General features: G+C 40.4%; 20 protein-coding genes. 4 read left to right on the forward strand and 16 right to left on the reverse strand.

The annotated features are described in order from the left end of the window. Window positions 1-9: 9 nt before the first annotated feature. Both FHG85_RS06250 and msrB read right to left on the reverse strand, forming a co-directional pair. Window positions 10-612 carry an LON peptidase substrate-binding domain-containing protein gene (locus tag FHG85_RS06250; protein ID WP_173074059.1) on the reverse strand — a complete coding sequence of 201 codons (603 nt, stop codon included), beginning with the start codon at window positions 610-612 and terminating at the stop codon, window positions 10-12. A 3-nt stretch (window positions 613-615) separates the two neighbouring features. Next, window positions 616-1080 (reverse strand): peptide-methionine (R)-S-oxide reductase MsrB, encoded by a 465-nt coding sequence (gene msrB, locus FHG85_RS06255; RefSeq protein ID WP_173074062.1) that lies wholly within the window; start codon window positions 1078-1080, stop codon window positions 616-618. A gap of 133 nt (window positions 1081-1213) precedes the next feature. Here msrB and FHG85_RS06260 point away from each other — a divergent pair, with 133 nt between their 5' ends. Continuing rightward, window positions 1214-1891 (forward strand): head GIN domain-containing protein, encoded by a 678-nt coding sequence (locus tag FHG85_RS06260; RefSeq protein ID WP_173074064.1) that lies wholly within the window; start codon window positions 1214-1216, stop codon window positions 1889-1891. A 650-nt stretch (window positions 1892-2541) separates the two neighbouring features. Here the strand turns inward: FHG85_RS06260 and FHG85_RS06265 are convergent. The 9 genes from FHG85_RS06265 to FHG85_RS06305 all read right to left on the reverse strand — a co-directional run bounded on the left by FHG85_RS06265 (window position 2542) and on the right by FHG85_RS06305 (window position 13781). Then, entirely contained in the window at window positions 2542-3096 is a 555-nt protein-coding gene (locus FHG85_RS06265) for a TlpA family protein disulfide reductase (RefSeq protein ID WP_173074066.1), read from the reverse strand. Window positions 3097-3231: 135 nt separating this feature from the next. Then, window positions 3232-3447 carry a hypothetical protein gene (locus FHG85_RS06270; protein ID WP_173074068.1) on the reverse strand — a complete coding sequence of 72 codons (216 nt, stop codon included), beginning with the start codon at window positions 3445-3447 and terminating at the stop codon, window positions 3232-3234. Beyond that, window positions 3428-4144 (reverse strand): M48 family metallopeptidase, encoded by a 717-nt coding sequence (locus FHG85_RS06275; protein ID WP_173074070.1) that lies wholly within the window; start codon window positions 4142-4144, stop codon window positions 3428-3430. The genes FHG85_RS06270 and FHG85_RS06275 overlap by 20 nt, the downstream gene beginning before the upstream one ends. Then, window positions 4144-7302, reverse strand: coding sequence for a type I restriction endonuclease subunit R (locus FHG85_RS06280; RefSeq protein ID WP_173074072.1), 3159 nt, complete (start codon window positions 7300-7302; stop codon window positions 4144-4146). Before FHG85_RS06280 ends, FHG85_RS06275 begins: the two co-directional genes overlap by 1 nt. Continuing rightward, the gene (locus tag FHG85_RS06285) at window positions 7295-7720 is read right to left on the reverse strand and encodes a GxxExxY protein (RefSeq protein ID WP_173074074.1); all 426 of its coding nucleotides are present in this window, start codon (window positions 7718-7720) and stop codon (window positions 7295-7297) included. The genes FHG85_RS06280 and FHG85_RS06285 overlap by 8 nt, the downstream gene beginning before the upstream one ends. 42 nt (window positions 7721-7762) lie before the next feature. Beyond that, window positions 7763-9001 carry a restriction endonuclease subunit S gene (locus FHG85_RS06290; protein ID WP_173074076.1) on the reverse strand — a complete coding sequence of 413 codons (1239 nt, stop codon included), beginning with the start codon at window positions 8999-9001 and terminating at the stop codon, window positions 7763-7765. 5 nt (window positions 9002-9006) lie between these two features. Next, window positions 9007-11835, reverse strand: a complete 2829-nt coding sequence (locus tag FHG85_RS06295; protein WP_173074078.1) for a type I restriction-modification system subunit M — start codon at window positions 11833-11835, stop codon at window positions 9007-9009. A 1-nt stretch (window position 11836) separates the two neighbouring features. Further along, window positions 11837-12127, reverse strand: a complete 291-nt coding sequence (locus FHG85_RS13255) for a helix-turn-helix domain-containing protein (protein WP_246249285.1) — start codon at window positions 12125-12127, stop codon at window positions 11837-11839. Window positions 12128-12827: 700 nt separating this feature from the next. Next, entirely contained in the window at window positions 12828-13781 is a 954-nt protein-coding gene (locus FHG85_RS06305; protein WP_173074080.1) for an XdhC family protein, read from the reverse strand. Window positions 13782-13999: 218 nt separating this feature from the next. Between FHG85_RS06305 and FHG85_RS06310 the strand changes: the two genes are divergently transcribed. The 3 genes from FHG85_RS06310 (at window position 14000) to FHG85_RS06320 (ending at window position 17176) form a co-directional block, all read left to right on the forward strand. Next, on the forward strand, window positions 14000-15187 hold the full coding sequence (locus tag FHG85_RS06310; RefSeq protein WP_173074082.1) for a YgeY family selenium metabolism-linked hydrolase: 1188 nt from the start codon (window positions 14000-14002) through the stop codon (window positions 15185-15187). Between the two features lie 96 nt (window positions 15188-15283). After that, window positions 15284-16468 (forward strand): knotted carbamoyltransferase YgeW, encoded by a 1185-nt coding sequence (ygeW, locus tag FHG85_RS06315; protein ID WP_173074084.1) that lies wholly within the window; start codon window positions 15284-15286, stop codon window positions 16466-16468. Between the two features lie 165 nt (window positions 16469-16633). Further along, window positions 16634-17176, forward strand: coding sequence for a hypothetical protein (locus FHG85_RS06320; protein WP_173074086.1), 543 nt, complete (start codon window positions 16634-16636; stop codon window positions 17174-17176). A 5-nt stretch (window positions 17177-17181) separates the two neighbouring features. Here the strand turns inward: FHG85_RS06320 and hydA are convergent, their stop codons facing one another. From hydA to thrC, 5 genes are all read right to left on the reverse strand, one after another. Further along, window positions 17182-18609: a dihydropyrimidinase gene (hydA, locus tag FHG85_RS06325; RefSeq protein ID WP_173074088.1), complete on the reverse strand. Its 1428-nt coding sequence runs from the start codon at window positions 18607-18609 to the stop codon at window positions 17182-17184. An 11-nt stretch (window positions 18610-18620) separates the two neighbouring features. Continuing rightward, a complete protein-coding gene (locus tag FHG85_RS06330) occupies window positions 18621-19244 on the reverse strand; it encodes a hypothetical protein (protein ID WP_173074090.1) in 624 nt (207 codons plus the stop codon). Between the two features lie 188 nt (window positions 19245-19432). Continuing rightward, entirely contained in the window at window positions 19433-20701 is a 1269-nt protein-coding gene (locus FHG85_RS06335; RefSeq protein ID WP_173074092.1) for an amidohydrolase family protein, read from the reverse strand. A gap of 20 nt (window positions 20702-20721) precedes the next feature. Further along, window positions 20722-23283, reverse strand: a complete 2562-nt coding sequence (xdh, locus tag FHG85_RS06340; RefSeq protein ID WP_173074094.1) for a selenium-dependent xanthine dehydrogenase — start codon at window positions 23281-23283, stop codon at window positions 20722-20724. Between the two features lie 347 nt (window positions 23284-23630). After that, entirely contained in the window at window positions 23631-24857 is a 1227-nt protein-coding gene (gene thrC / locus FHG85_RS06345; protein ID WP_173074096.1) for a threonine synthase, read from the reverse strand. Between the last annotated feature and the right edge of the window lie 2 nt (window positions 24858-24859).

The raw sequence follows: 24859 nt of genomic DNA on the forward strand, positions 1-24859 counted from the left end.
TTTGAGGCTTTAGTTAAGGCTGAAGTTATTCTCAAGCATTTTTTCTTGCTCTTGCAGATGTTCAACAAATCTCAGCTGTTTAATTAGATATTTAACCATTAAATTCTCGTCGCGCATCGAGTAAAAATTATACTTTTCCTCGGGTTGTAGCTGCAATGCTTTAGCAACATTTAGAATATTTACTGAGTTTCCAGTAATGAGATTGCCCAACACGGGATCAATGCTTAGATTTAACTTTTTAATCAGAACTACAAGCTCTGGATTGGTAGTTGTGTAGCTATCGTCAACATATTCAATGATTCCCCCACCATAGAGCTTATCGTTCAACTTCTCCTTAAAATTTAGAAGATGAAAATTCTTAATACCTTTGATTAAGATGACCATTTCGCCCAAGCTGTTTTTAGCAACAATATTTACTAGCTCCACCTCACTGCCATATTGCTTTATCTCATTATCTTTCACAAATGGAATTCCAAAGGTATCGCCTGTTTCATTACACTCGTTTATAAGCTGTTTATACCTGGGCTCAAAGATTCTAAGAGGAATTTCCTCGCCGGGAAGTAAGAAAACCTCTAGCGGAAACATCGCCATGAATTTTGTAGTACTTCCCATGGTTTATTTTTCCTCCTTGCTTTTTGGAATGAACTTTAGCGATGCTGAGTTAATACAGTACCTTACACCAGTGGGTTCAGGACCATCATTAAATACATGTCCTAAGTGAGCACCACACTTTTTACAATGCACTTCGGTTCTCACCATTCCATGGCTTAAGTCCTTTTGGAACTTAATATTTTCTTCAAACTTGCTATCAAAAAAGCTTGGCCATCCACAGCTGGAGTGAAATTTAGTATCGCTCTCAAAAAGTTCTGCACCGCAGCAAACACAAACGTAAATGCCTGGTTCAAATTGATTCCAGTATTCTCCCGTAAAAGGCCTTTCTGTTCCCTTCTCCTGAGTAACAAAATATTGAATGGGCGTGAGCTTATCTTTTAAATTTTCATTATTCATTGTGCTATCCTTTTGGTTTTGAGCGCATCCGTATGTAGATATAAATGTAAATAGGATTAAAATGTAACGCATGGCTTTATGTTTATTTAAAAAACAACGAAAACTTCCTTTTTGTTCGGTCTCACTTAAAAATAAGCTAAAAAATAGTTTGGAATGCTTTTTGAAAACTATCTTTGAATAATTCTAAATTTAAACTGGTTGTTTTATGAAAAGATTATTTTTAATATCAGGATTACTAATGGCTTATAGCTTGATTTTTGCACAGAATACAGCAGAGTATAAATTAAACGATTTTACGAAAATTCGTGCATGGGGTGAGTTCAAAGTTTATTTGGTTAAAGGCGATGAGCTAAAGGCTAGGGTAGTAACTAAAGGAATGCCTGCTTCCGATATAACAATCAACGTTAAGGGTAACACACTTGAAATCATGCTTAAAGGAAAGATATATGAAAGCGTTAATGCCGATATTTATGTTACCTATAATCAAATTAACAAAATTTCTCTTTCGGCTGCTTCAAGTGTAAGCATTCAGGATACTCTGAAAGCAGAAAACCTAACAATTGATGTTAACACAAGCTCAGAGCTGGATGGTGCCATTCAGGCAGAAAGTGCAGAATTTACTGTTGGTCAGGGTTCAACTCTTAGGCTACGAGGCGATGTTAAATCATTCGAAGCAAAAGTTAATACGGGCGGTATTCTTTCTGCCCTTGATTTAGCCTCGGAAAAGGCTTATGTAAAGGTAAGCACCGGAGGTATTGCAAAGGTTAAAGCCATAAAGGAGCTCGAAGCGAAAGTTCGTACAGGTGGTAGTTTAACATATACAGGCAATCCAGAGTTGAAGGATATAAAAACCTTTATTGGCGCCAAGGTGGTGGAACAATAAAGAGACAGTGTCGGGAGGAGGCGGATAAAAGGCGTTAAAAGTTAAACAATAAAGTCTTCCGATTCCTTCCGAATATTTCCGATTCATTCCGAAACATTAAAATGACCCCTCCAAACCTCCCCTGAGAGGGGGAGGCTTTTCTTGTGTAGGAGGTAGAATTGCTTTATACCCCTCTCCTCTCAGGAGAGGGGTTAGGGGAGAGGTCAAAAATCGAAACACCAAACACAAAAAAAACAAACACGCCCCCCTCGCTCGCCTGGATTTACCTTCGGTGAGCTCCCTTCTGTCGGTTGTAATCCGTGCGGTTATTTTAAAAAGGTTTTTTCATTAAGCAAGGCTCGAATAAATTTAAAGTATAAGAAGTATTTGTTACGGACTTTAAGTCCGCGCCAGCAATGGTTGTATTTTCTCTGTGATATTGGTGTATTCACAATGTTTAATCCAAACTTTTTAAGAAAATCATTGGTTTCTTTACTACCACTAAATTCATAAGGATTTATTTTTTTGCAATTAATGTATTTGTACGCCAAAGAAGTAATATATTGTGAAATATAATATTCAGCCATTAAATTATAAAGGAAACTTTTTTAAATTTCTCACTATATGAACCCCGTTATGCCTTGGGATGGCGTGTTATAAGTTGGAATTATTTAAATATTCTTTTCAATTAACTCTAACAATTCATCTTTCTTATTTCCATAGAAATAACCTAAATGAGAATAAATAATTTTACCAGACTTATCAATCAGAAAAAAAGTTGGAAAAGCTCTTACACCATATTTTCTTGCAGTCTCTTTCCCACCAACTAATGTAAGATAGTTAAATCCATAATCTTGTTTAAATTTCTTTATTTTGTCTAAACTATTCCTTCCTTCACCTTCAATTCCTATAACAGCTAGTCCTTTAGTTTTATACAAAGAATCAATCAAACAAACGTCTTTCGCTGCAATTATACAAGCTCCACAACCTACCCCCCAGAATTCAAGTAAAATAAGTTTTCCTGAATAGTCAGAAAGTGCTATCTCTTTTCCATCCGTATCCTTTAGTTTCCAATCTGATGCTTTTTTGCCAACCTGCTCTTGAACTAAAGACATATAATACGTATAACTTAAAGTATCAACTTTTGCCTGGACTGTCTCCTGACTAAATGCATTAATTGGAAATAAAAAATTTAAATACAAAATGGCTAAAATAATGTTTCTCATAATCCAATTTTATTAATTAATTATTACTTATAACGGTTTGGCTATGCGTAGTTCGGGTTTAAAAAGCACTTCACTTTCCGTTTAGCAGTTAGATTATTTAATGTAAATACTTTCATATCATCACTTTCACCCGCATTACGTATAGCCATTGTTGTGCGTTCGTGCTTTATTTTTCTTTTCGTTTTTATTCTCATTTTCAATGTCCTCCTGTGCGGTGGGGCATTTTTTAAAATTTCTCTTTTCTTGGGCAGGGACTTGGAAGCTCTTTTGCAGGTTTTGGTTGTGCGTTGGCATTGTGCGACCTGCAAATGTGCTTACAAGTGTGCGTAGGCTAATAACTCCAATCTGCATGACTGACCGGTAATTTATTCAACTCGTTTTTTAACTGTTTCCAATTAGGTAAATAGGTGTCCATGTAATACAGGAAGCGGTCATTGTGATGCCGTTCGAGTAAGTGAATCATTTCGTGCACAATAATATACTCCAGGCACCGGTCAGGCTTCTTTGCCAATTCAAGGTTTAACAGTATTCGCTTTTTCTCAATATTGCATGAACCCCACTTGGTTTTCATTTGCTTTACATGCCAGTCGTTGACTTTTACATTGAGAATCTTTTCCCACTTATTAATAAATGTCGGTATTTGACTTTTCAATTCCTTACGATACCATTCGGTCATAACCTCGTGGCATTTTTCACGGGAAGAACCGGGCCTTACATAGAGTTCTATGTATTTTTTTGATTTCAATACCACTTTGGGAGCACCATTATGCTCGATGATATTCAACAGATACCTTATTCCTTGAAAATAGATGCTCTCCCGTTCTTTGTATTCGATGTAGGGAATCCGTTCTTGCCCTTCGAACTTGCGTTGCTGGCGTTTTATCCAACCGAGTTTAGAAATAGCAAACAGGCGAATGGCATCATCATTCACTTTCAAGGGAGCAGCAATGCGCACCCTACCAGTTGGCGGGTAAACGGCAAGATGTATGTTCTTAATGTCTTTGCGAACAACATCAATAACTATATCGTTGACAATGATTTGCTCCATTAGTATTCCCGCTGATTTTTAACCAGATCAAAGATTCTATGCACTTCTGCATCATCGGTTATACCATGCTTTCTCAGTGTATCGGCTATGGCGTTCCTTACTGCTTTTGATTTCATCATGTTATCACGCCAGCCATCTTTTTTGGTTAACATGATATTCTTGTCTAACTCAATTGCTAATGCTTCATTCTTTTCAAGGTTGTCATACAAGGCACGTTTTGCAGAATTATCCAATGAAGAAGGATAATTGCTTGCCGTACTTGGCTTTTTCACTTTAGCCGAAAGTTCTATGATTTGCTGCAGATACTTTTCGTATTCCAATGTTTGTTCTTTCCGCATTTTGATGAGCTCGTCCAGCAGCACGCTCATCTTTTCGTAATATATTGGGTTGGTCGGATTTTCTTCAATGATTACTTTCCGCAGATTGTTTTCAATGGTTTCAGCCATCGCCTCAGGATTTTTCTTGATGCTGTCCGGCAAATCTTCAATGGCATCTTTTCCTCTTTCAATGAGCAATTCCACCAGGCTCAGATCATCGAAATTGGCCAACACTCGGCTTTCTTCGGCTCCAATGTAGCTGTCAATCAAATGGCGCATGGCCGGCTCGTATTGCTTCAAATCAATGTAGTCGCCACTGGCCAGTTGGATTTCCTTGCGGAGGTTTTCAAAGTGCTTGCAATCTGCCTTGATTTCTTGAATCTCCTTATCGGTGTAACCTGCTTCTTTCATTTCATCGGCTATGTTGGCGTAAGCCCGTAGCAGGGCAATGGTTAACTTATAAAGCGCAACCCGTCTTGGCTCCGTGTCTTTAAGTTCATCGGGGTTTTGGGTGTTGCCTCCACAGAAATACCTGATGTGTTCCATGGTGCCTTTGGGTGGGTCAACAGGTTCTACCAAAGCCTTTATGGCTTCCAGTGCCTCGTCCAATCGTTCTTTACCTTTCTGCAAACGGTCTTTCAATAACCCTTCAATATCGGATTTTTCATAACCGCTAAATGCTTCGGAAGTGTAATCCTTAAATGCCTGTTCCAAACTCTTGAATAGGTCCATGTAATCAATAATGTAGCCATATTCTTTATCATCTCCATCCAGTCGGTTGACCCGGCAAACGGCCTGAAACAGTCCGTGGTCTCTTAATTTTTTATCGATGTAAAGGTATGTGGCAGAAGGGGCATCAAAACCGGTCAGGAGTTTATTCACCACAATAAGCAGTTTCATCTGGGCAGGTTCTTCCACGAATTTCTTTTTCACTTCAGTTTCAAACTGCTCCACTTTGTTGATGGCTGTGTCTGGATCTTCATTAAAATACTCAGCCAGCATTTTTCTATAAATCTCAAAGCGTTGTAACCTTTCGGTATATCCTTCACCTGTTTCTTCGCCTCTGATGTCGGCATGGGTGGGCACGAAGGAGGTAACAATCGCACACTTCTTTAACCCCGCTTGTTGAAATAGTTCATAATACCGGCAAGCGTTGTAAATACTGTCTGAAACCAACATGGCATTGCCTCTGCCATTTTGCAAACGCTCTTTGCGTTCCATATCCAGCATAATGTCCATCACGATTTTTTCCAGTCGTGATTTACTGCTGAACACTTTTTTGATGGTTCCCCAACGTTGTTTCAATTCGGCTTTGGCAAAATCAGTTAGTCCTCGTGTTTTAAGGTCAAACCATTCGTCAATCTTGTCTGCTGACGATATTTTTTGCTCCACATCACGGGCTTCATAGCGCAGGTCAAGCACCACCTTGTCGTTTACGGCTTCATCAAATTTGTAGGTATGGATGTAGCGGCCAAATACTTCTTGACTGGTTTTTTTATCTGTTTTTAGCAATGGGGTACCTGTAAAACCAATAAAAAGAGCATCGGGCACAAAGGCTTTCATGGCATCGTGCAGTTTACCCGATTGCGTACGGTGGCATTCGTCAACAAACACGTAAATATCGCCTTTGGCTTTGTAGTCGCTTGGTATGCTGCTGCGCAAATCCTGCAAGTATTTTTCTACATCTTCATCGGTGGCTTCTTCGCCATCTTTACCGCCAAACTTGTGAATGAGCGAGCACATCAGCCAGGGTGAAGTTTCGTTGAGCTTGCTCAATAAATCCCTACCGCTTTTAGTGCGATAAATATCTTCCTGAACGCCTTTGTAAACCTTTTCAATTTGCTTATCCAGTTCATCGCGGTCGGTGATAATTAGCACACGGGCGTTGGGGTTAAACTCGCGAATCCATTTGGTAAGCCACACCATCGTCAAACTCTTTCCGCTGCCTTGCGTGTGCCAAATGATGCCGCCTTCTTTTCGCCTGATAAAATCCTGTGCCGCCTTTACACCAAAATATTGATTCGGGCGGCAAAATTTCTTTTGACCTCTGTCGAATACCACAAAGTCGTGCATGATTTCCAGCAAGCGCTCTTTGTTGAGCAATTCGATGATATTCCGATCGAGTGGTATAGGATATTTTGTCGTTTTCTCGCGAATGGGTTTAGTGATTTCCAAAAGATGCGGATAGGCTTTGTCTTTTTCTTCGTTTACCTCTTTCCATTTCAGGAAATATTTTTCTTTGGTGTCGATAGGTGCATAGGCCAAACCCTCTACATCGTTGCCTGCCATTACAAACTGAATGGTACTGAAAAACGGTTTTATGAAGATGTGTTTCTGGTTGTCGAGATTTTGGCGGATACCTTCTGATATGGAAACCGTGCTGCGTTTTAATTCTAAAACTCCCACTGCAATTCCATTTATATACAGCACTATGTCCGGACGTTTTTTATGAACTCCTTTGATGGTTACTTCCTCGGCAATGGCAAAATCGTTTTCATGCGGATTTTTCCAGTCGATCAGATAAACATCTTCGTGCTGCTTGCCAATTTCGGGCTGTACGTTTACGCCATACCGAAGCATGCTATATACTTCTTTGTTTACATCGTACAGGCTTTTGCTTTGGTCAAAAACCGCATTGCTAAACTTGCGAATGGCATTCTCTACCAGATTAGCCGGATATTTTTTCTTGTTGAGCAGCCAATTGCGCAGGATGTCTTCTTCCAGCTGGCTGTTGTCCTCACGCTCTTCCCAATTGCCCAGGTAACGGTAGCCCAGCTCGTTTTGGAACAAAGCCACTACACGGTTTTGCGTTTCGCGTTCTTTTTTACCTATGTTACTCATTGTCTGCACCATGATTTGCCTGATTATCTTGATTACTTGATTTATTGATAAGTTTATTATTATGCACTCTTTTGAATTGCAGGCTTTTTGCGCCAAAATTCAAAAGCAAACCGATTTCCATATTATAGGCTTCCAAATAGTTCATGGCTTGAGCCAGATGCACATCTTCCAGATTAATAACTGCCTTGATTTCAACCATGATACACCCCTCTACAAAAAAGTCAACCCTGCGTTTGCCTATATCATATCCTTTGTATTGTAAAGGCATCTCTTTTTCGCGTTCGTGGGCTATGCCCTGTAAATTCATTTCAATGGATAAAGCACGCTGATACACCACTTCCTGGAAGCCGTTGCCCAAATGGTTATGCACTTCCATTGCTGCCCCAATGATTTTCCGTGTAAGTTCTTCGTGTTTCATTTGCATGCCTTAATTGTCTGCACCGTGATTTTCATGATGGTCTTAACCTTGATTTACCCGATTTACTTGATTACCATGATTATTTAAAGATGAATCAGGGGCATCCTGCCATCCTTTAGCATCATGGTTAAGACGTATTTTCCCCGTAAGCAGCACCTGCATCATGCCTTGCTTGATTTGTTTTTGCTTTTCTAATTTTTGCTCAAGCGCTTCTATCTCGGCATCCATATCGGATAGGATTTGGGCGATGCGGGTTTGTTCTTCTTTAGTTCCCGGAAAAGAAAACTCTATTTCAGAAAATTCTTTTTTGGATAAAATAAGTGTTGCAGTTATACCAGCAGCACCAATGAGTATATTCCTATTAAACTCCATTAAGTAATAAAGAAAATCTACATTGAAATTAATGTTTGGAATTATTGCATTTATTTGTTGATTACATGCTCCATCATTTCTAAGAATGGCATTTTTTCCAATGCTCGCTATGCAAGTAACTAACAAACTATTTTTGGGTATTCTTCTGAGAATAGAAAGCCCTTTGAATGTTATTTCTCTTTCGCTATGATAAATGTTTTTGTCGGTAGTAATATCAGTGGGTGTAATCCAAGGTATATTGCCATTCCAATATTCTTTATTAAGAGTTGGTGGTGTTCCCCCTGTTATTATTTCACCAACCTCCCCCAACTTCTTCACTACCCACCCCTCTTTTGGTTTGAGCAGTTGTTGCATGGCGCCTTGTTTGATGGCTTTTTTCTTGGCGATGAGTTTTTCCAGTGCGGTGATGAGCGCATCGGCATCACCCAGGGCGGTGGCAATGGCGGTTTGCTCTTTTATTGGTGGAAATGGAATTTCCAGATTTTTTATTGTATCTGAATTTACAGAATCAAAAGTGGAGCCAGTAGAATGTTTTGACCAGGTTGACTCAATACAAATTAAGTAATGAAATAAATATTTATTTGAATAGCGAATAGCACAAACTCCTCTTCCTATACAAGCATCATTAGAAGCAATCGCAATTTCACCAACAGGTGCTCTAACGGACATAATAATATCACCCTTAATACATTTTTTTGTAATTTGAGAAGTGTAATTTCTAATTATAGTTTTACGATTTTTGATATCAGCGTTTCCTTGTACTAATGGTAAGCCTATACCACTTACATTATAGTTTTCTGAGCTTGGTGACTGCCCCATTTCGATATGTGCTACTTCCCCCAACTTCTTCACCTCCCAATCCTCTGGAATCAAGCCTATCTCTGTATGTTTAAATTTTGTTTCTTTCATTGGTCTTAACCTTGATTTACCTGATTTACTTGTTTACCTGATTTTTGGACTTGCGGGTGAGCCTGATGCATAGCGTAGCCCATTGCCTGCAAGTGGGCTTCTACTTTGGCGGTAAGTTCTTCTACTTGCTGTTCTATTTGGGGCAGAGGGGTTTCGTAGCGCTCGGCCAGTTCTTTGATGCGCTGTGTAAGCCGGTGGCTGATGTTGTCCATTTCGGTTTTAATGCGTTTTTCTATTTCGGCCATCCATTTTTTGTCCACCACGGTGGTTTTTATTTCGTCAAGGGTGAGTTTGGGGTATTTTTCAATTACCAGTTTTTCCAGTTTTCCCCATGCCTTTTTCAGTTCGGCTTTCTTTTCGGCTTCTTTCGCCAGTAAGTCCAGATACTTGCGGATGATGTCTATCTCTTTCAGGTATTCTGCTTTGGGCGTGGCTTTGATGTTGGTTTCCAGTTTTGTCGAGACCTTTTCCACCAATTGCTTCATTTGCTTTGCCACTTTACTGCTGTTTTTCAATGCATCAAGATAGTTTTCTATGACTTTCTTATCGTTTGCTTCAGTAGCAATATTTGCTCCTTCTTTCAGTGCTTTTTGCGTTATTTTTCCTTGAGAACTTTTTAAACGTTCAATCGCAGGATGGGAAGTATTTTCCTTTATGTGTGATGTATATTTATTTATTTGCTGTTCCAGTTTTTGGTAAGTGGTATAATCAGCAGGATAATATTCTTCCATCGCCTGGATAATGTAATCATTCAGAGCAGCCTCTGCATCTTTTTTAGAGGAAACGTCTTGTAGTGCCGCTTCTTCACCACTGTGTTCTTCTTGCAATTCGGTTTTTTCACTCTCAATGGTTTCAATTGCTGCCTCCAGGTCTTCAATTTGCTTTTTCTCGGTTGGAAAAAACTCCTGAATTAACAAATGTGGAGGAATCAATCTACCTTCCAGTCCGTCAATACCCGCTACTTGTGTTATTACTTCTTCTTCGCCTTTTTTGGTTTTCTTTTCCATGCGTTTCACCTCATTGCCGGCTTGCCAGCCATCGGCAGCCAATTCGTAAAAATCGTCCTGCATGGTTTCGGCCCAGTAGTCCATCAGGTGCTGGTACATGGCGTATTTGTCGGTGAGTTTGCGGTTGGCATATTGCTTCAATAGTTTTTCGGCAATAAAGCGGATTTCCTGCTTGGGGTGCAGTCCTTTATCCAATTGCTTGCAATAATCGCTTATTTCAGTTTTCCATTGGTCAAATACCTTATCCATCTCCTCACTGAAAGCGGTAAACTCCGGATGGTGATAAATGGTGTTTTTTATCTCTTCAGGGGCAATCTTCAGGTTGAAGTATTCCGGTCGGTCTTCTATGACTGTGAACAATTCGGATTTAAGGGTTGGATACACCTCCCAGTATTCTTTCAATGCCTCTATATCGCGGGCCGGAATACCGCCCAGTAGATGCGCTTCAATGTCCTGAATATCTTCCGGCTCCTGGTTATCGATGTAGCGGGGAATGTTCAGGTTGTAATCGTTCTTGGGGTCGGCTATTTCCGAAATCGGAACTTCACGGGCATAAGTGGGGTCGGTGGTAATTTTGTTATTGAAGGTATCTACAATCTTATGGATGTCGCGCTCACGAAGGCGGTTCTTGTTGCCATCCTTAATAAACCCTTTGCTGGCATCAATCATGAAAATGCTCTGGCGCTTATCGGCATCTTCTTTATCAATCACAATTAAACAAGCGGCAATGCCCGTGCCGTAAAACAAGTTGGGCGGCAAGCCGATAATGCCTTTAATATAGCCCTTTTGTATGAGTTCTTTTCGGATTTCTCCCTCGGCATTTCCACGGAACAGAACACCGAGCGGCAAAACAATACATGCTTTTCCTTTTGATTTGAGTGATTTTATCAGATGCAGCAGAAAGGCAAAGTCGCCATTCTTTTTGGGTGGAATGGCATCGTAACCCTCAAAGCGTTTATACACATCGTTTTGTGGGTCGAGTCCGTTCATCCATTTTTTATAACTGAAGGGAGGATTGGCAACCGCAAAGTCAAAGGTTTTTAGCTCACCGGTGGCATCGTCGGTAAACTGCGGTGAAGCCATCGTATTTCCTTGCCGTATATCGGCATCGGCAAAATTGTGCAACCACATGTTCATCACCGCCAGGGCACGGGTGGCATTGTCGTTTTCCTGACCGTAAATAGTGATGCCATGCGGGGCAAGGTCAGCCGCTTTCAACAACAGCGAGCCCGAGCCACAAGTGGGGTCATAAATGGTTTGGCTTGGCGAAGTGGATTTATTTATGCCAATTACCTGTGCCATGATGCGGGAAACTTCGGCAGGGGTGTAGAATTGCCCCTTGCTTTTTCCGCTTTCGGTGGCAAAGTGCCGCATCAGGTATTCGTAGGCATCGCCAAGCAGGTCATCGCCTTCGGCTCGGTTCTTACTGAAATCAAGCTCGTCTCGATTAAAGATGTTGAGCAGGTTGGTCAGCAGGTCAACTTTATCTTTTCCTGTACCAAGTTTTGCATCGTCATTAAAATCCGCCTCGGTAATTACCCCGGTAAGTCCATTGGCTTTTGCAAATTCGCCAATAACCGTATTGATTTTATTGCCAATATCGCTTTGCCCACGGTACTTGAGCATATCGTAAAAACTCGCACCTTCGGGTATTTCAATCAGGGGTGTTTTGCCCTCTGCTTTTTCTCTTTTTACCCGGTCCGATACATATTTCATGAACAACAGCACCAATACATAGTCTTTGTATTGGCTGGCATCCATGCTGCCTCTTAGTTCATCGCAACTTGCCCAAAGTGAGCTGTATAATTCTGATTTTTTTACTGCCATTTTATTTCTTTTTCTCCTTGTTTGATACAATTAGTTCTTTTACGTCAATGTCAAATATTTTCGCAATCCTCATAAGCACTTCAAGTCTTGGTTGTTGTCGGTTCTGTAAGTAGGAGTTTACCATGTTGTAACTTTTACCAAGCTTCAGTATGTCCATTTTTTGCATGCCGCACAACGTCTGTGTATACGCAATTGCGTTTATTTCTTTATTATTAATCCCACTAATTGCGTTTATACATCCAAAACCAGATGTATTAATTAGTATGGTTGATATATTAAAAGTCCAGGTCATCTATCGGGTTGTTGAATTTTTTTAAATCAGTATTCATAACATACGTTTATAGTTAATTGCATTTTATACGTTATCACTGCCCTTTTACGCAAGTACCTATTATTCTATTAGTTATCCTGCCAAGTTCTATCCAAAGGGCTTCTGATTTTTGTAAAAGATTTTTTGGTTACATGCATATAAATCTCTGTCATTGTGCTTGACTCATTCTCCAGCGTGATATTTTCTATATATATTTTTTCAAGTCTTATGTTTTACTCTTAACGATTAGTCTTTAACAAAAATAAAAATTTTATTTTTTAGCAAAAAGATTTTTTCAGCAAGATTTCATGGTCAACTCAATTTTTGTTCAAGCATCCTAAATTTTACCTTGCCTATAATATCAGCAAAATACAATATTTTGCAGGGGGCTTTCTCTCTATGGGTTGTAGACATTTAAAAGATTAAAAATATGGAGCAGTTCTTAACTTTAGGGTGAAAGTAATTACCAATTTGTTGGGACTCGTCTTAATCTTCCGATTCCTTCCGAATATTTCCGAATATTTCCGAATCATTCCGTGTCATTCTTTTAAATTCCTTTAACTTCTTCTAACTTCCTCTAACTTCCTTTAACTTCCTCAAATTCCTCCACAAGAGATGCTTCGACAAGATCAGCATGACAATCCCCAGAACTCTGCACACTGTAAACCTCTCCTCAAGCTATCTACCGTTTATTCCTCCACTCAACAATTTGGGCAGCAATGCTTACTGCTATTTCAGCTGCTGATTGTCCGCCTATGGGTAAACCGATTGGTGAGCACACCCGAGCCACTTGCTCTTGGCTAAAGCCTTCGTTTACCAGCTCTTGGAAAATGGTGCCAACCTTGCTCTTGCTACCAATCATTCCTATATATTTTAAATCCTTATTAAGGAACTGTTTCAGTACAATCTCATCAAACTTGTGTCCAAAAGTCATAATCACCACGTACGAGTTTTTTCCCTCTGGAACAAGTCCCGATACATTTTTATAATCAACAATCACCTTTTTATGGGCATAAACGTTCTGGTTAAAGGTGCTCAAATCTTTACGGTTGTCGTACACCTCAACCCTGAAATCTAATAGGGCAAGTATTTGCGATAGGGGAACGCTAATATGACCCGCTCCAAAAATGTAAACGGTTTCCTTAAAGCCAATCGGCTCGCTATAACGGTAGCTGCTTTCGCTTTTTTGAAACTCTATACTGTTTCTATTGAAATGAGCATCACCTTCATATACCTCTATTCCGCTAGCTGTTAGAACAAATTTACCAGGCTTGTTACTATCAATTAGCTCTACTATTTTTACAATCTCATCAGCATTCTCTTTAGAGAAATGATTAAATATCTGTGTTTGCTCCCCAGAGCATATCATTCCCGATTTATCTTCCTCAGCATCATGGGAATGAACCTGACGTTTTAAGAAGTTCTTTCCCGATTTTGAGTTTAGCTCCTTTCGTGCCAGCTCTACAAGCTGGTATTCCATTATTCCACCTCCAATGGTACCATTTAGATCGTTATCGGCAGCCACCGCCATTTTAAAACCAACCCTACCAGGACTGCTTCCAATGGTTTCGGCTACAGTAATTAGGTAAACATCAATCCCCTTATCAACTTTGTTTTTAATGAATTTCCAAATCATCGTCTTTAAATTTTTTGGTAAATTTAGAAAGATAATGAGAAAGAGAACAACCATAATCGGTGTATATCAAAAATTTTAGAATTAGTAGTATGATGATATAAAAAAATAGATTTGAGTAGAAAATGTATCTATAATATGTGATATGTGTAAAAATAATTCATATATTTCGCTTTAGCTTTAATATAAATCGATAATTTTGAGTTTTAAAACATAATATTATGAGTGAGATTTATAATAAAATAATTGATTTATCGGAGAAGTATGCCGATTACACAGCAAAAAACCTGTCAAACCTGGTTAAGATAAAATCTTTAAGCCTACAGGAGCGCGACGTGCAGCTTGAGCTTAAACGACAAATGGAGGAGGCAGGTTTTGATGAGGTTTTTATTGATGGTTTGGGAAATGTTATTGGACGTATTGGTAATGGAAAGCGAATTTTAGCCATTGATGGGCACATGGACACTGTTGACCTAGGAAATCCCGATAATTGGGAATTTGACCCACTTGGTGGTGAAATTCGCGATGGATATGTGCATGGTCGTGGAACGGTTGACCAGGAGGGAGGGCCCGCTGCCTTTGTTACTGCAGGAAGGATTCTAAAGGAATTAGGTTTTAATCGCGATCTAACCATCTACTTTGTAGGTAGCGTTATGGAGGAGGATTGCGACGGGCTTTGCTGGAAGTATATTGTTGAGGAGGATAAGATTCGTCCAGATTTTGTGATAAGTACCGAGCCTACTAATCTTAATATCTATCGAGGTCATCGCGGACGCATGGAGATGCAGGTGCACTTCTATGGCGTTTCGGCCCATGGTTCTGCCCCTGAAAGGGGCAAAAATGCCATCTACATGGCCTCTAAGGTTGCGCTTGAAGTTGAAAAGCTGAATGAAAGGCTTAAGGTTGATGAGTTCTTGGGCAAGGGAAGCGTTACGGTTACCGAGTTTGTTTCCAATAGCCCATCGCTATGTGCTGTTTCCGATTATGCTCGCATTCACCTCGACCGTCGACTAACCTGGGGTGAGACAAAAGAGAGCGCTGTTGCCGAAATTGAAGAGCTTATTAAGGGAATGAATGCCAAGGTCGAAGTGCTTTACTACCAGGAAAAAGCTTATACAGGTCTTGAATACGGAATGGAGAAATACTATCCAACATGGAAAATGGAGGAGGATAGTGAGGTGGTTCAAAAAGGCGTGTCGGCTTTCAAAAAGCTTTTTAAGAAAGAGCCTAAAGTTGATAAGTGGACGTTCTCAACCAATGGCATTATGACCTGCGGAACCTATGGCATCCCAACCATTGGTTTTGGGCCTGGTAATGAGGTTCTTGCTCATGCACCTAACGAGAAAGTACCCATTAGCGATTTGGTTGCTGCTGCAGCATTTTATGCTGCCTTCGCATATGAGATTTAAGTCGTAAAAGTTTTCAAATGAAAACATAAATTGACTGTTGTGATTTAGCAATTTTACTCAGAAACGAAACAAGGTGAATTAAAAAAATAACGGCATATGGATTTAATCAAATTGACTGAAGAGCTTGGAAGCTATAAATCCGATTTACATGGAAAGGATTTTTTGCTAACATGGGAAAAGTCCGAAGATGACCTTAAGGCTATTTTACATGTTGCCACAATACTAAAGGAGATGCGTCAACAAAATATTTCGCCCCGCATCTTCGATTCTGGTCTGGCAATTTCGAACTTTAGGGATAAGTCAACCCGAACGCGTTTCTCATTCGCTTCGGCTGCAAACCTATTAGGACTAGCTGTACAGGAACTTGACGAGGAGAAATCACAGATCTCTCACGGTGAAACCGTTCGCGAAACCGCAAACATGATTTCGTTCCTTTCCGATTTTATCGGTATTCGTGACGATATGTTCCTGGGTGAGGGGAATAAGTACATGCGCCAGGTTGGACAAGCGCTCGACGAGGGATATGCAAGTGGTGTTCTGCCAGTAAGGCCTGGCATTGTTAACCTACAATGCGATATGGACCATCCAACCCAATCGATGGCCGACCTCTTGCATCTTGTTAACGAGTTTGGCTCGCTCGAAGCGTTAAAGGGGAAAAAGATAGTGATGAGCTGGGCCTACTCACCAAGCTATGGAAAACCCTTATCGGTTCCTCAGGGGATTATTGCTCTTATGACCCGCTTTGGCATGAATGTGGAGCTTGCCTACCCCGAGGGTTACGACCTTATTCCCGAGATTGTTAATGTGGCAAAAAGCAATGCTACTCAAAGCGGTGGTAGCTTTAAGGTTAGCCACAGCATGACCGAGGCTATGCGTGATGCCGATATTGTGTACCCCAAAAGTTGGGCCCCTTTCCATATCATGCAGCAACGTACCCAGCTACTTATGAACGGCGATAAAAATGGCCTTAAGGAGTTAGAACAGGTCTGCCTTGCAAACAATGCCAAGTATAAGGACTGGGAGTACAATGAGCAGGTACGGAAGCTAACAAAAAATGCCGATGCCCTTTACATGCACTGCCTTCCTGCCGATATTTCTGGAGAGTCATGCGTTGAAGGTGAGGTGAGCAAGGAAACATTTGAAAGGTATAGGATTAAAACTTATATCGAAGCCGGCTATAAGCCATATATTATTGCTGCAATGATGCTTACAAATAGGTTTAGCAATCCTGCTGAAATCCTTAAAAAGATTATCGAAACAAATGCCCGAAGGGTTTTGTAACTGACGTTATCATTATAGACAAAGAGGCTATTTGTTTATTGCAATAGCCTCTTTTGCTATTTGTATGTTCTATGTAAATGTGTAAAAGTGTTTTAAAATCCCATATTTTAAGAAAAGGCTTGACATAAATGTTTGATTGCTCGTAAATTTATAGAAAAAAAGACAATGGATGCAGTTGTAGAGAATATTACCATCGACGCTTGGGCTGTAAATGATATTTTAAGTTGCTATGCCGATAAGAGAAGTGAGTACTTTGAGCTATTTGATATTGTTAAAGGTGTTGATTTGAGCAAGCCCGATAGTAAGGTTCCGTTTCAGATTTATGTTGATATTTGCAATTGGATAGAGCATAAATTGGGACGCTTTAACCTGATAAAAGCCGGACGAAGGATTGGGGAGTCTACTTATAAATGCTTTATTGAAAATGGCATGGTAAATGAGAATAGTAAGCCCATTGAAATCATGCAAGCCTTAGTGGATTTGGCTAAAAAAGGTGTGCACGATCCTAAAAAGAGAGGGTGGGAGATTGTATCATCCAATGAGAAATCGATAGTGATGCGTAAAACGCAACTTTTCAACAAGCATATTCAGATTGGTCTTCTCGACTCGTTGATACGTAAGGCTAAAGTGTTTGGTGTTCAGGTTAACCTGGTTAAGGAACAAGCAAAAGGCGATGAGTTTGATGAGTATCTTATCTCTTGGTTGTAGCTTCTTTATACTCTTCCGCAGTTATTTGAGCCAGGTGTATGTAAATATTTAAAGTAATGACTCCTGCCAGTTGTTTGTCTTTTAAGTAGGTTTCCTTTTTCGATATTTGGAGCAAGTTTGCCATTTTCAATGGCAATGGCTCCGCCTTTTATAACATGAGTAGGCTCCCCTTTAATGTTGAAACCTTCCCATGCACTAATATCAGTATTTGAATGATGGCTTTTTGCAGATATTTTAGATGACTTGCTTGGATTCCAAATAACAATATCTGCATCTGAACCAACTGCTATTTCACCTTTCTTGGGGTATAATCCAAAAAGTTTTGCTGGTTGAGTAGAAAAAACATCTACCATCTTTTTTAGGCTGATTTTTCCAGCAGCAACTCCGTATGTGTACAGAAGTCCAAGTCTATGTTCAACACCGCCAGCACCATTTGGTATTTTTCGGAAGTCATCCTTGCCCTGCATCTTTTGTTCCATAGTGAAAGGGCAATGGTCGGTTCCAACTGAAGATATGTTTCCGTTAGCAATTGCTTGCCATAAGGTATGGTTATCCTTTTCTGAACGTATCGGTGGACTCATAACAAACTTTGCGGCATTGGTAAACTCCATTTCGTAAACCGACTCATTTAGGAGCAGGTATTGTGGGCAGGTTTCGGCATAAAGGGGCTGTTCGCTTTTTTGTGCTTGAATGATGTGCTTGACAGATTCCGAAGCCGAAACATGAACAATATAGAGGGGGCATTGCGTTTGGTCGGCAAGGTCAATAGCACGCCTTACCGCTAAGGCCTCTAAATGCGATGGACGAGATAACGCATGGTATTTTGGCGAGGTATTTCCTTGTTCGTAAAAGCTATTTCTTAGTTGCTCTATCTCGTCGCCTTTTTCACAGTGTGCCAAAACAATCCCACCATGCTTTGCTACTGCATGCATAACATGGTATAGAGCATTATCGTCGATGCCTATGCTATTCTTATAGGCCATGTAAATCTTGAACGAAGGGAATCCCATACCGATGCATTCCTCTATTTCATTCCCAATTTTTTTATTCCATTCAACAGGGCTAACATGGAACGAGTAATCAGCAAGGGAATCTTTAGCCTCTTCAATGCGTAGTTTAAGGGCTTCAACCATCGACTGGCCCCTTTGGGGCGTTACAAAATCGATAAGTGTGGTTGTCCCGCCATAAAGGGCAGCAATACTTCCTGAGTGGAAGTCGTCGGCTGAAAAACCTGCAGGGGTTGGAAGATGCATGTGAACATGAGGGTCGATACCTCCAGGAAAAACGAACAGACCATCGGCGTCAATAACCAGTTCAGATTTTACGTCAAGATTTTTGCCAATGGCTTTGATTTTATCACCTTCAATGTAAATGTCGGAAACTTTATCGGTAACCGATGTAATTATCCTGCCGTTTTTTATGAGAATGCTCACCTTTGTAAGGGTTATTCAAAAATCTTAAGAAAATGGTTGCCGCCCGATTCCGTGAATCCCATTCGGGTCAAGTACTTTTTGTGACTTTTACTACACGCCTTGGCCCAAACACGAGTAAAACCACTTTCGGCAAATTTATTGCTTAGCCAGTAGTAAACAAATTTACCATTCTTAAAATCACGATACTCAGGTAGCACATAATCAAGTTCAACCTCAATGGCTTTATCTTCATTTTTATGGGCAATAAATACACCTGCAACAGCCATATTTCGTAAAATCAAATAAACTAATGCTCCCTCGTTTGGTGTGTAGCTAAAATCAGGAAAATATCTATTTATATCTTTTTTGTGAAAATCTAAAAACCTTATCAAATACTTATTATAAGGGCTTACTTCTAATATTTCAAAAACATCTTTTTTTGAATAGATTAGTACAAGGTAGTAAGCATCTGTTAATACGATAATCCCATTAAGAATACCAACCGGCCATGCGCCAATTAAGAAACCATAAATCGAAAAAAGTAGTGCCCCTGTTAAGTTTATCCAGCGAAACTTAACTATTGAACTCATTGTCATCGACAGTGCAATGATTATAGATGCACTGTATCCAATCCATTCCAAAACTTGTGAACTCATCAGTAAAATTTATTTAGAAAAGCAAAGGTAAAGACAAATACACTAAAAAGAAAGTAGGTTTACAAACATCAAGCTAGAGTTAACATTTTTTGCAAATCAATATAAATATATTGCTAAACAACAACATTGTTATTTACTCAGATCTCCTGACTTCTAACTCTTCACTTTTAACTCTTAACTCTTAACTCTTAACTATCATTCTTATCCATTTTGTCCCAAAGCTTAACTGCTAATTTGCTCGATTCTTTAAGTATAACCTCTTCGTCAACCGTTACCAGCTTTCTGTTTTTAACAATTAGCTTTCCATTTGAAATAACATGTTCGATATGGCTTTGATTCAATCCATAGATAAAGTGTCCAGTGACATTTTCTTTTGTTACAGGAGTAGGGGAGTCGTAGTTTAGGACGATAAGGTTGTCGGGGCCATCGCCTTTAAAACCATTTTGTGAGATATATCGATGTGCATTTCTTAATCGCTGGTAAGCCAGAGCAGGACTCATGGGGTCGAAATTCTGACCAACAAAGTAGGCCGATTGCATGCTGCGAATCATATCGCTATGCATACCATCGGTTCCAAGCATGATATTTGATCCAAGGTTTTTGCTGCTAAAGTAGCCCACATTATTATTAAGATTGCTATCGGTGTTTTGAGCTATCCAACATGGTGATTCGCCAATCATTTTGCGTTCCTTATCGGAAAGGTGAAGGCAGTGTACAAGAATCGATTTGCTAGAATCAAGAAAACCGAAGTCCTTAAGCCTTTCAACAACAGTAGTTCCATAGTTTTCCATGCAGCTATCCTGGTCGTGCTTATCTTCTGCAACATGAATGTGAACGCCAGAGCTATGCTTTTGCATGATTTGTGAAGCCTCTTTTAGCGTTCTGTCGCTTAATGTAAATGATGCATGTAATCCTACCAATCCCTGATGGTTTTTCAGGTAGCTATTGGTTTCGTCTAAGCCTTTTCGGGCAATCTCGACTCCGTCGCGGTCGCTTACCTCATAGCAAAGCAGATGCGACACTCCAACCTTCTCAAACGATTTTGCCAGAATCTCAAGGGAACCATCAATAGCAAAAGGCGAGGCATGGTGGTCGATAACAAAAGTTGCACCTGCCTTGGCACAAGCCATGGCGGTTACCAATCCGCTGTACTCAACCATTTCGGGAGTAAGGCATTTGTCAAGAGTCCACCAAATGTATTTAAGGATTTCGTAGAAGTTCTCAGGTGATTTTTTAGGCGCGCCCATTCCACGGGCCAAAGCAGAGTAGGCATGATGGTGACCTACCACAAATGAGTGTGTTACGTATTTATTGGTACAATCTATAATTTCGTCTACCTCATTCTTGAATGTGTTGGCTTCAAAGAGGTCAACAGTGCCATTATTTACTAGAATATCGACATTTCTAATTTCTAAAGTCTCAAAATCTATATAGTTAGCGTTTTTAAGCAATATCATATCAAAAAACGATTTAGGTGTTACTTTTTGATTTCTTTTCGCATCATTGGCAGGCGGGTTCTTTTTGTGCCATCGTAGGCCCATAGGGCGTTTGCGATAGCAGCTGCAGTTGGAACCATTCCTATTTCACCAATACCTTTAGCGCCATATGGGCCAATTGGGTCGGGCTCTTCAATACCAATTACTTCAACCTCGGGCATTTGGTTGGCTCTAATTATGCCAATATCTTTAAACTTAAAGCTAACGGGGAATCCATCTTTCATGGGTAAATCCTCGGTTAGGGCATATCCCATTCCCATGTGAACAGCCCCTTCAATTTGCCCCTCAAAAAGCATTTGATTCATGATTTTACCAGCATCATGGGCTGCAATTACCTTAGCTAGCTTGCCTTCATCGTTGAGTATGGCAACCTGAGTGGCGTAGCCGTAGGCGAAGTGGATAACCGGTTTATCGGTTTTTGCCCCTGGTTTACAAGTCCAATCGCAGACAAATTTACCTCTGTAGGTTCTTCCTACAAGCTGTTCGAGGGTACCTTGGGAAAGGTCTTTTTTTAGCTCGCTTGATGCGTTGATAATAGCATTTGCCACAAGTGCTGTTGCTCTTGAGGATGTTGTCATGCCCGTAGGTATGCCTGCTGTAGTATCGACTATAACATCAATAATCTTGGGGTTAATACCAGTTTCCTGGTGAAGGGTTTGGATAGCCATGGTATGCACACCTTGTCCCATTTCGGTCCAACCATGGTGCACTTCAACTTTGTTTGAGCTAACTATTCGAATGATTACCTCGCTATCGTCAACCATACCGTTTCCTACACCGGTATTTTTAAGCCCGCAGGCAATCCCTGCGTATTTTGCCGACTGGAACTGTTCTTTTACTGCTAAAAGGGTTTTCTTGAGCCCAACTCCCTGTAGTTCCTGACCAGTTGCTGTTTTTGCACCATCCTCAAGGGCGTTATCGTAGCGTATTTGCCAGCGGTCAAATCCACCTTGTCGGCAAAGGTCATCAATACAACTCTCCATGGCAAAAATGACTTGTGGCACACCAAAGCCACGCATGGCACCACAGGGGATATTGTTAGTGTAAACCGTTTTGGCCGATATATCAACCGAAGGCACGGTGTAACCACCAGTAGCATGCCCCACAACGCGCTCCATTACCTTAGTTCCAACCGATGCATATGCTCCAGTATCGCCTATTGCTTCGAGCTTGAGTGCGGTAAACTTCCCTTTTGAATCACAGGCCAAACTCATTTTCATCCACACAGGATGCCTTTTGGGGTGCATTCTAATGCTTTCGTCGCGAGTTAGATGAAGCTTTACTGGCATTTTTGTAATGAAGCTCATAAGCGCAGCATGGCCCTGAACAGTAAGGTCTTCCTTCCCTCCAAAACCACCGCCATTTTGAACCTGTATAACATGCACCTTTTCTTCGGGTAGGTTGAGTATTTTGGCTACCTGCTTTCTATCTACATATACACCTTGACCTTGACTATAAATCTTTACTCCGTCTTTGTTTGGTAGGGCAAGGGCGGCCTCTGTTTCAAGAAATGCATGTTCAATTCTTTGCGTTTCGTAGATATCCGATGAAACGTAAGCGGCCTCAGCAAAGGCCTTATCAATATCACCAAATTTAATGGTGCAAGTCTCCAGAACGTTCGATTGGTTGGAATGTACCTGGGGGGAGTTTGGCTTTGCTGCTTCGTGCATATCGGTTACGGGCTTGTAAATCTCATATTCTATATCGATGAGCAGTGCAGCTTCTCGGGCAGCCTTTTCAGAAGTAGCTACAACCGATGCAATAACGTCACCAATGTAGTGGGTAACCTCGCCCTCAGCAATCATCACCGGCCAATCCTGAAAAATCAGACCAATGTATCGGTCGCCGGGAATGTCACTTGCAGTTAGGACTTTAACAACACCATCAACCTTTAGCGCTTTTGAAATATCTACTTTAACAACCTTAGCCTTAGGATGGTCAGAAAAACGCAGCGCGCCAAAAAGCATTCCATCGACAAACATATCATCAACAAATGGCCTAATTCCAAGCGCTGTCTCAATAGCCTGGTATTTTGGATATCGGTCTCCAATTTTGGCTTCGTGCTTTTGGGTGTCAACTTGCTTTCCGTTTAGCTCATCGAATGCGCTCTGTATGGCATCAACAATTTTTACATATCCCGTGCAACGGCAAAGGTTTGGAGTAATTGCACGAATAATATCATTGCGGGTTGCGCTCCTGTTTGAAAGCCAAAGACCGCGGGCTCTCATTATCATACCTGGCGAACAAAATCCGCATTGCACTGCCCCCTTTTGGGCAAAATGGTTTGAAATTACTTCCCTGAAATTATCGGGTAAACCCTCTAGTGTATATATGGTTGAGCCGTTAATGTCGGCCATTTTTATTCGACAGGCCATCTTAATGCTACCATCAATTTCAATGGAGCATGCACCGCAAACACCTTGACCGGAGCAACCATCCTTGGCTGCAGTTAGGTGTAAGTCGTTTCTTAAATAATCGAGTAGCGAGCGATTTAAATCGCCATTATACTCAACCTCTTTACCGTTTATATTGAACTTTACCATAATATTACAAAGATACAAAATTGATGCTCAGAAATATGATTTTTCAAGTATGAAAAGACGTTCAATTCATCCAAAATCAAAGAATACAAACTTTTATTAAGCCTATCAGTGTTAATTAATTAAAAGTATTATAATGCAAAATGCTTCATCAACACTCTTCCCTTTTTATCTTTTTTAACTTAACCTTTAACCTTTATCCATCTTCGCAGGACAAAGTCCTTTATCCTTTATCCTTTAACTTAACCTTAAATCCTTCTTCACCGAACACAGCCTAGAACTTTAAATCCGTCTTCGTCAGACACAGCTTTGAACTTTGAACTTTAACCTTTATCCTTATAGCTAGAAAGCTATATATTCATTTTACGCAAGGCCTCAATATTTGGTTCAATGGCATTTGGAATTGTAATTGCCTTTGATACTGCGTTAAGATCTTTAAGTCCACTTCCTGTAAGCAATACTACAACCTTTTGGTTTTTGTTAAACTGTTGGCGTTGGTAGTATTTGAGCATCCCGGCATAGGCAGTTGCAGCTGCGGGTTCAGAAAAAATTCCTGTATTGCGGGAAAGAATCATTGATGCCTCAATAATTTCGTTATCGGTTACTGAGAGTGTTTCCCCGTGATATAGGTTGATAAACTCCTTTGCCATGCAGAAATTCCTAGGAATATCAACCGAAATGGAATCGGCAATGGTACTGCTTGGGGTTACCAGAAAATCATCTCGTTTTAGGTTGTTTATCAGGTTAGAGCTGCCTTCAGTTTGAACGGCAACAATGGTTGGCATTTTGCTAATTAAACCAACGTTAAGCAGATCTTCAAATCCCTTGTAAACTCCTGAAATGATAACTCCATCGCCAACGGGAACAAAGATGTAATCGGGTATTTCCCGGCTTAGCTGATTAAAAAGTTCAAACGAAACCGTTTTTTTTCCTTCGATAGTTAACGGGTTAAATGCTGTGTTGCGATTATACCATCCAAATGCTTTTGTTGCCTCAATGCTAAGGTCGAAAGCCATATCGTAATTGCCATCAACGGGAACGATAGTTGCACCGTACATTACAATTTGGGTTAGCTTTGCTACAGGTGCGCTTTTGGGTACCATAATTATGGCTTTTTGTCCTTGTGCAGCACAAATCCCTGCAAGCGACGATCCTGCGTTTCCAGTAGATGCAGCCACAATTGTACTTATGCCATTTTCTTTTGCATACGCTGAAACTACCGACGAGGCCCTGTCTTTAAACGAAAAGGTTGGGTTTTGGGAATCGTCCTTTAGGTAAAGCTGAAAGGGAAGTCTTTTGCCATCAATGTCAGTAAAACGATATAAAGGTGTGTTGCCAACCTTTAGCATGGGCAAAGAATCAGGCGATATTATTGGCATTAAATCCCAAAAGTTGTTGGAAATAACCTTTTCCGCTGAACTTTTAAGGACATCAAAATCGTAAATTGCCTTCAGAACTCCCTTAGGTGGGGTAGTGGTAGTGTTCAATTTGCTACATTCTGGACAAAGATAAAGTTCAGGCGATGGCGAAAATTCTCTACCACAACCTGAACATTTAAGGGTGAACTTATCGTTCATGG

This window comes from Tenuifilum thalassicum, assembly GCF_013265555.1.
Taxonomy (GTDB): Bacteria; Bacteroidota; Bacteroidia; order Bacteroidales; family Tenuifilaceae; genus Tenuifilum; species Tenuifilum thalassicum.

Coding starts and splice junctions, on each gene's coding strand:
- FHG85_RS06250 (WP_173074059.1), bottom strand. CDS start 612: ATGGGAAGTACTACAAAATTCATGGCGATGTTTCCGCTAGAGGTTTTC.
- msrB (WP_173074062.1), bottom strand. CDS start 1,080: ATGCGTTACATTTTAATCCTATTTACATTTATATCTACATACGGATGC.
- FHG85_RS06260 (WP_173074064.1), top strand. CDS start 1,214: ATGAAAAGATTATTTTTAATATCAGGATTACTAATGGCTTATAGCTTG.
- FHG85_RS06265 (WP_173074066.1), bottom strand. CDS start 3,096: ATGAGAAACATTATTTTAGCCATTTTGTATTTAAATTTTTTATTTCCA.
- FHG85_RS06270 (WP_173074068.1), bottom strand. CDS start 3,447: ATGCAGATTGGAGTTATTAGCCTACGCACACTTGTAAGCACATTTGCA.
- FHG85_RS06275 (WP_173074070.1), bottom strand. CDS start 4,144: ATGGAGCAAATCATTGTCAACGATATAGTTATTGATGTTGTTCGCAAA.
- FHG85_RS06280 (WP_173074072.1), bottom strand. CDS start 7,302: ATGAGTAACATAGGTAAAAAAGAACGCGAAACGCAAAACCGTGTAGTG.
- FHG85_RS06285 (WP_173074074.1), bottom strand. CDS start 7,720: ATGAAACACGAAGAACTTACACGGAAAATCATTGGGGCAGCAATGGAA.
- FHG85_RS06290 (WP_173074076.1), bottom strand. CDS start 9,001: ATGAAAGAAACAAAATTTAAACATACAGAGATAGGCTTGATTCCAGAG.
- FHG85_RS06295 (WP_173074078.1), bottom strand. CDS start 11,835: ATGGCAGTAAAAAAATCAGAATTATACAGCTCACTTTGGGCAAGTTGC.
- FHG85_RS13255 (WP_246249285.1), bottom strand. CDS start 12,127: ATGACCTGGACTTTTAATATATCAACCATACTAATTAATACATCTGGT.
- FHG85_RS06305 (WP_173074080.1), bottom strand. CDS start 13,781: ATGATTTGGAAATTCATTAAAAACAAAGTTGATAAGGGGATTGATGTT.
- FHG85_RS06310 (WP_173074082.1), top strand. CDS start 14,000: ATGAGTGAGATTTATAATAAAATAATTGATTTATCGGAGAAGTATGCC.
- ygeW (WP_173074084.1), top strand. CDS start 15,284: ATGGATTTAATCAAATTGACTGAAGAGCTTGGAAGCTATAAATCCGAT.
- FHG85_RS06320 (WP_173074086.1), top strand. CDS start 16,634: ATGGATGCAGTTGTAGAGAATATTACCATCGACGCTTGGGCTGTAAAT.
- FHG85_RS06330 (WP_173074090.1), bottom strand. CDS start 19,244: ATGAGTTCACAAGTTTTGGAATGGATTGGATACAGTGCATCTATAATC.
- FHG85_RS06335 (WP_173074092.1), bottom strand. CDS start 20,701: ATGATATTGCTTAAAAACGCTAACTATATAGATTTTGAGACTTTAGAA.
- xdh (WP_173074094.1), bottom strand. CDS start 23,283: ATGGTAAAGTTCAATATAAACGGTAAAGAGGTTGAGTATAATGGCGAT.
- thrC (WP_173074096.1), bottom strand. CDS start 24,857: ATGAACGATAAGTTCACCCTTAAATGTTCAGGTTGTGGTAGAGAATTT.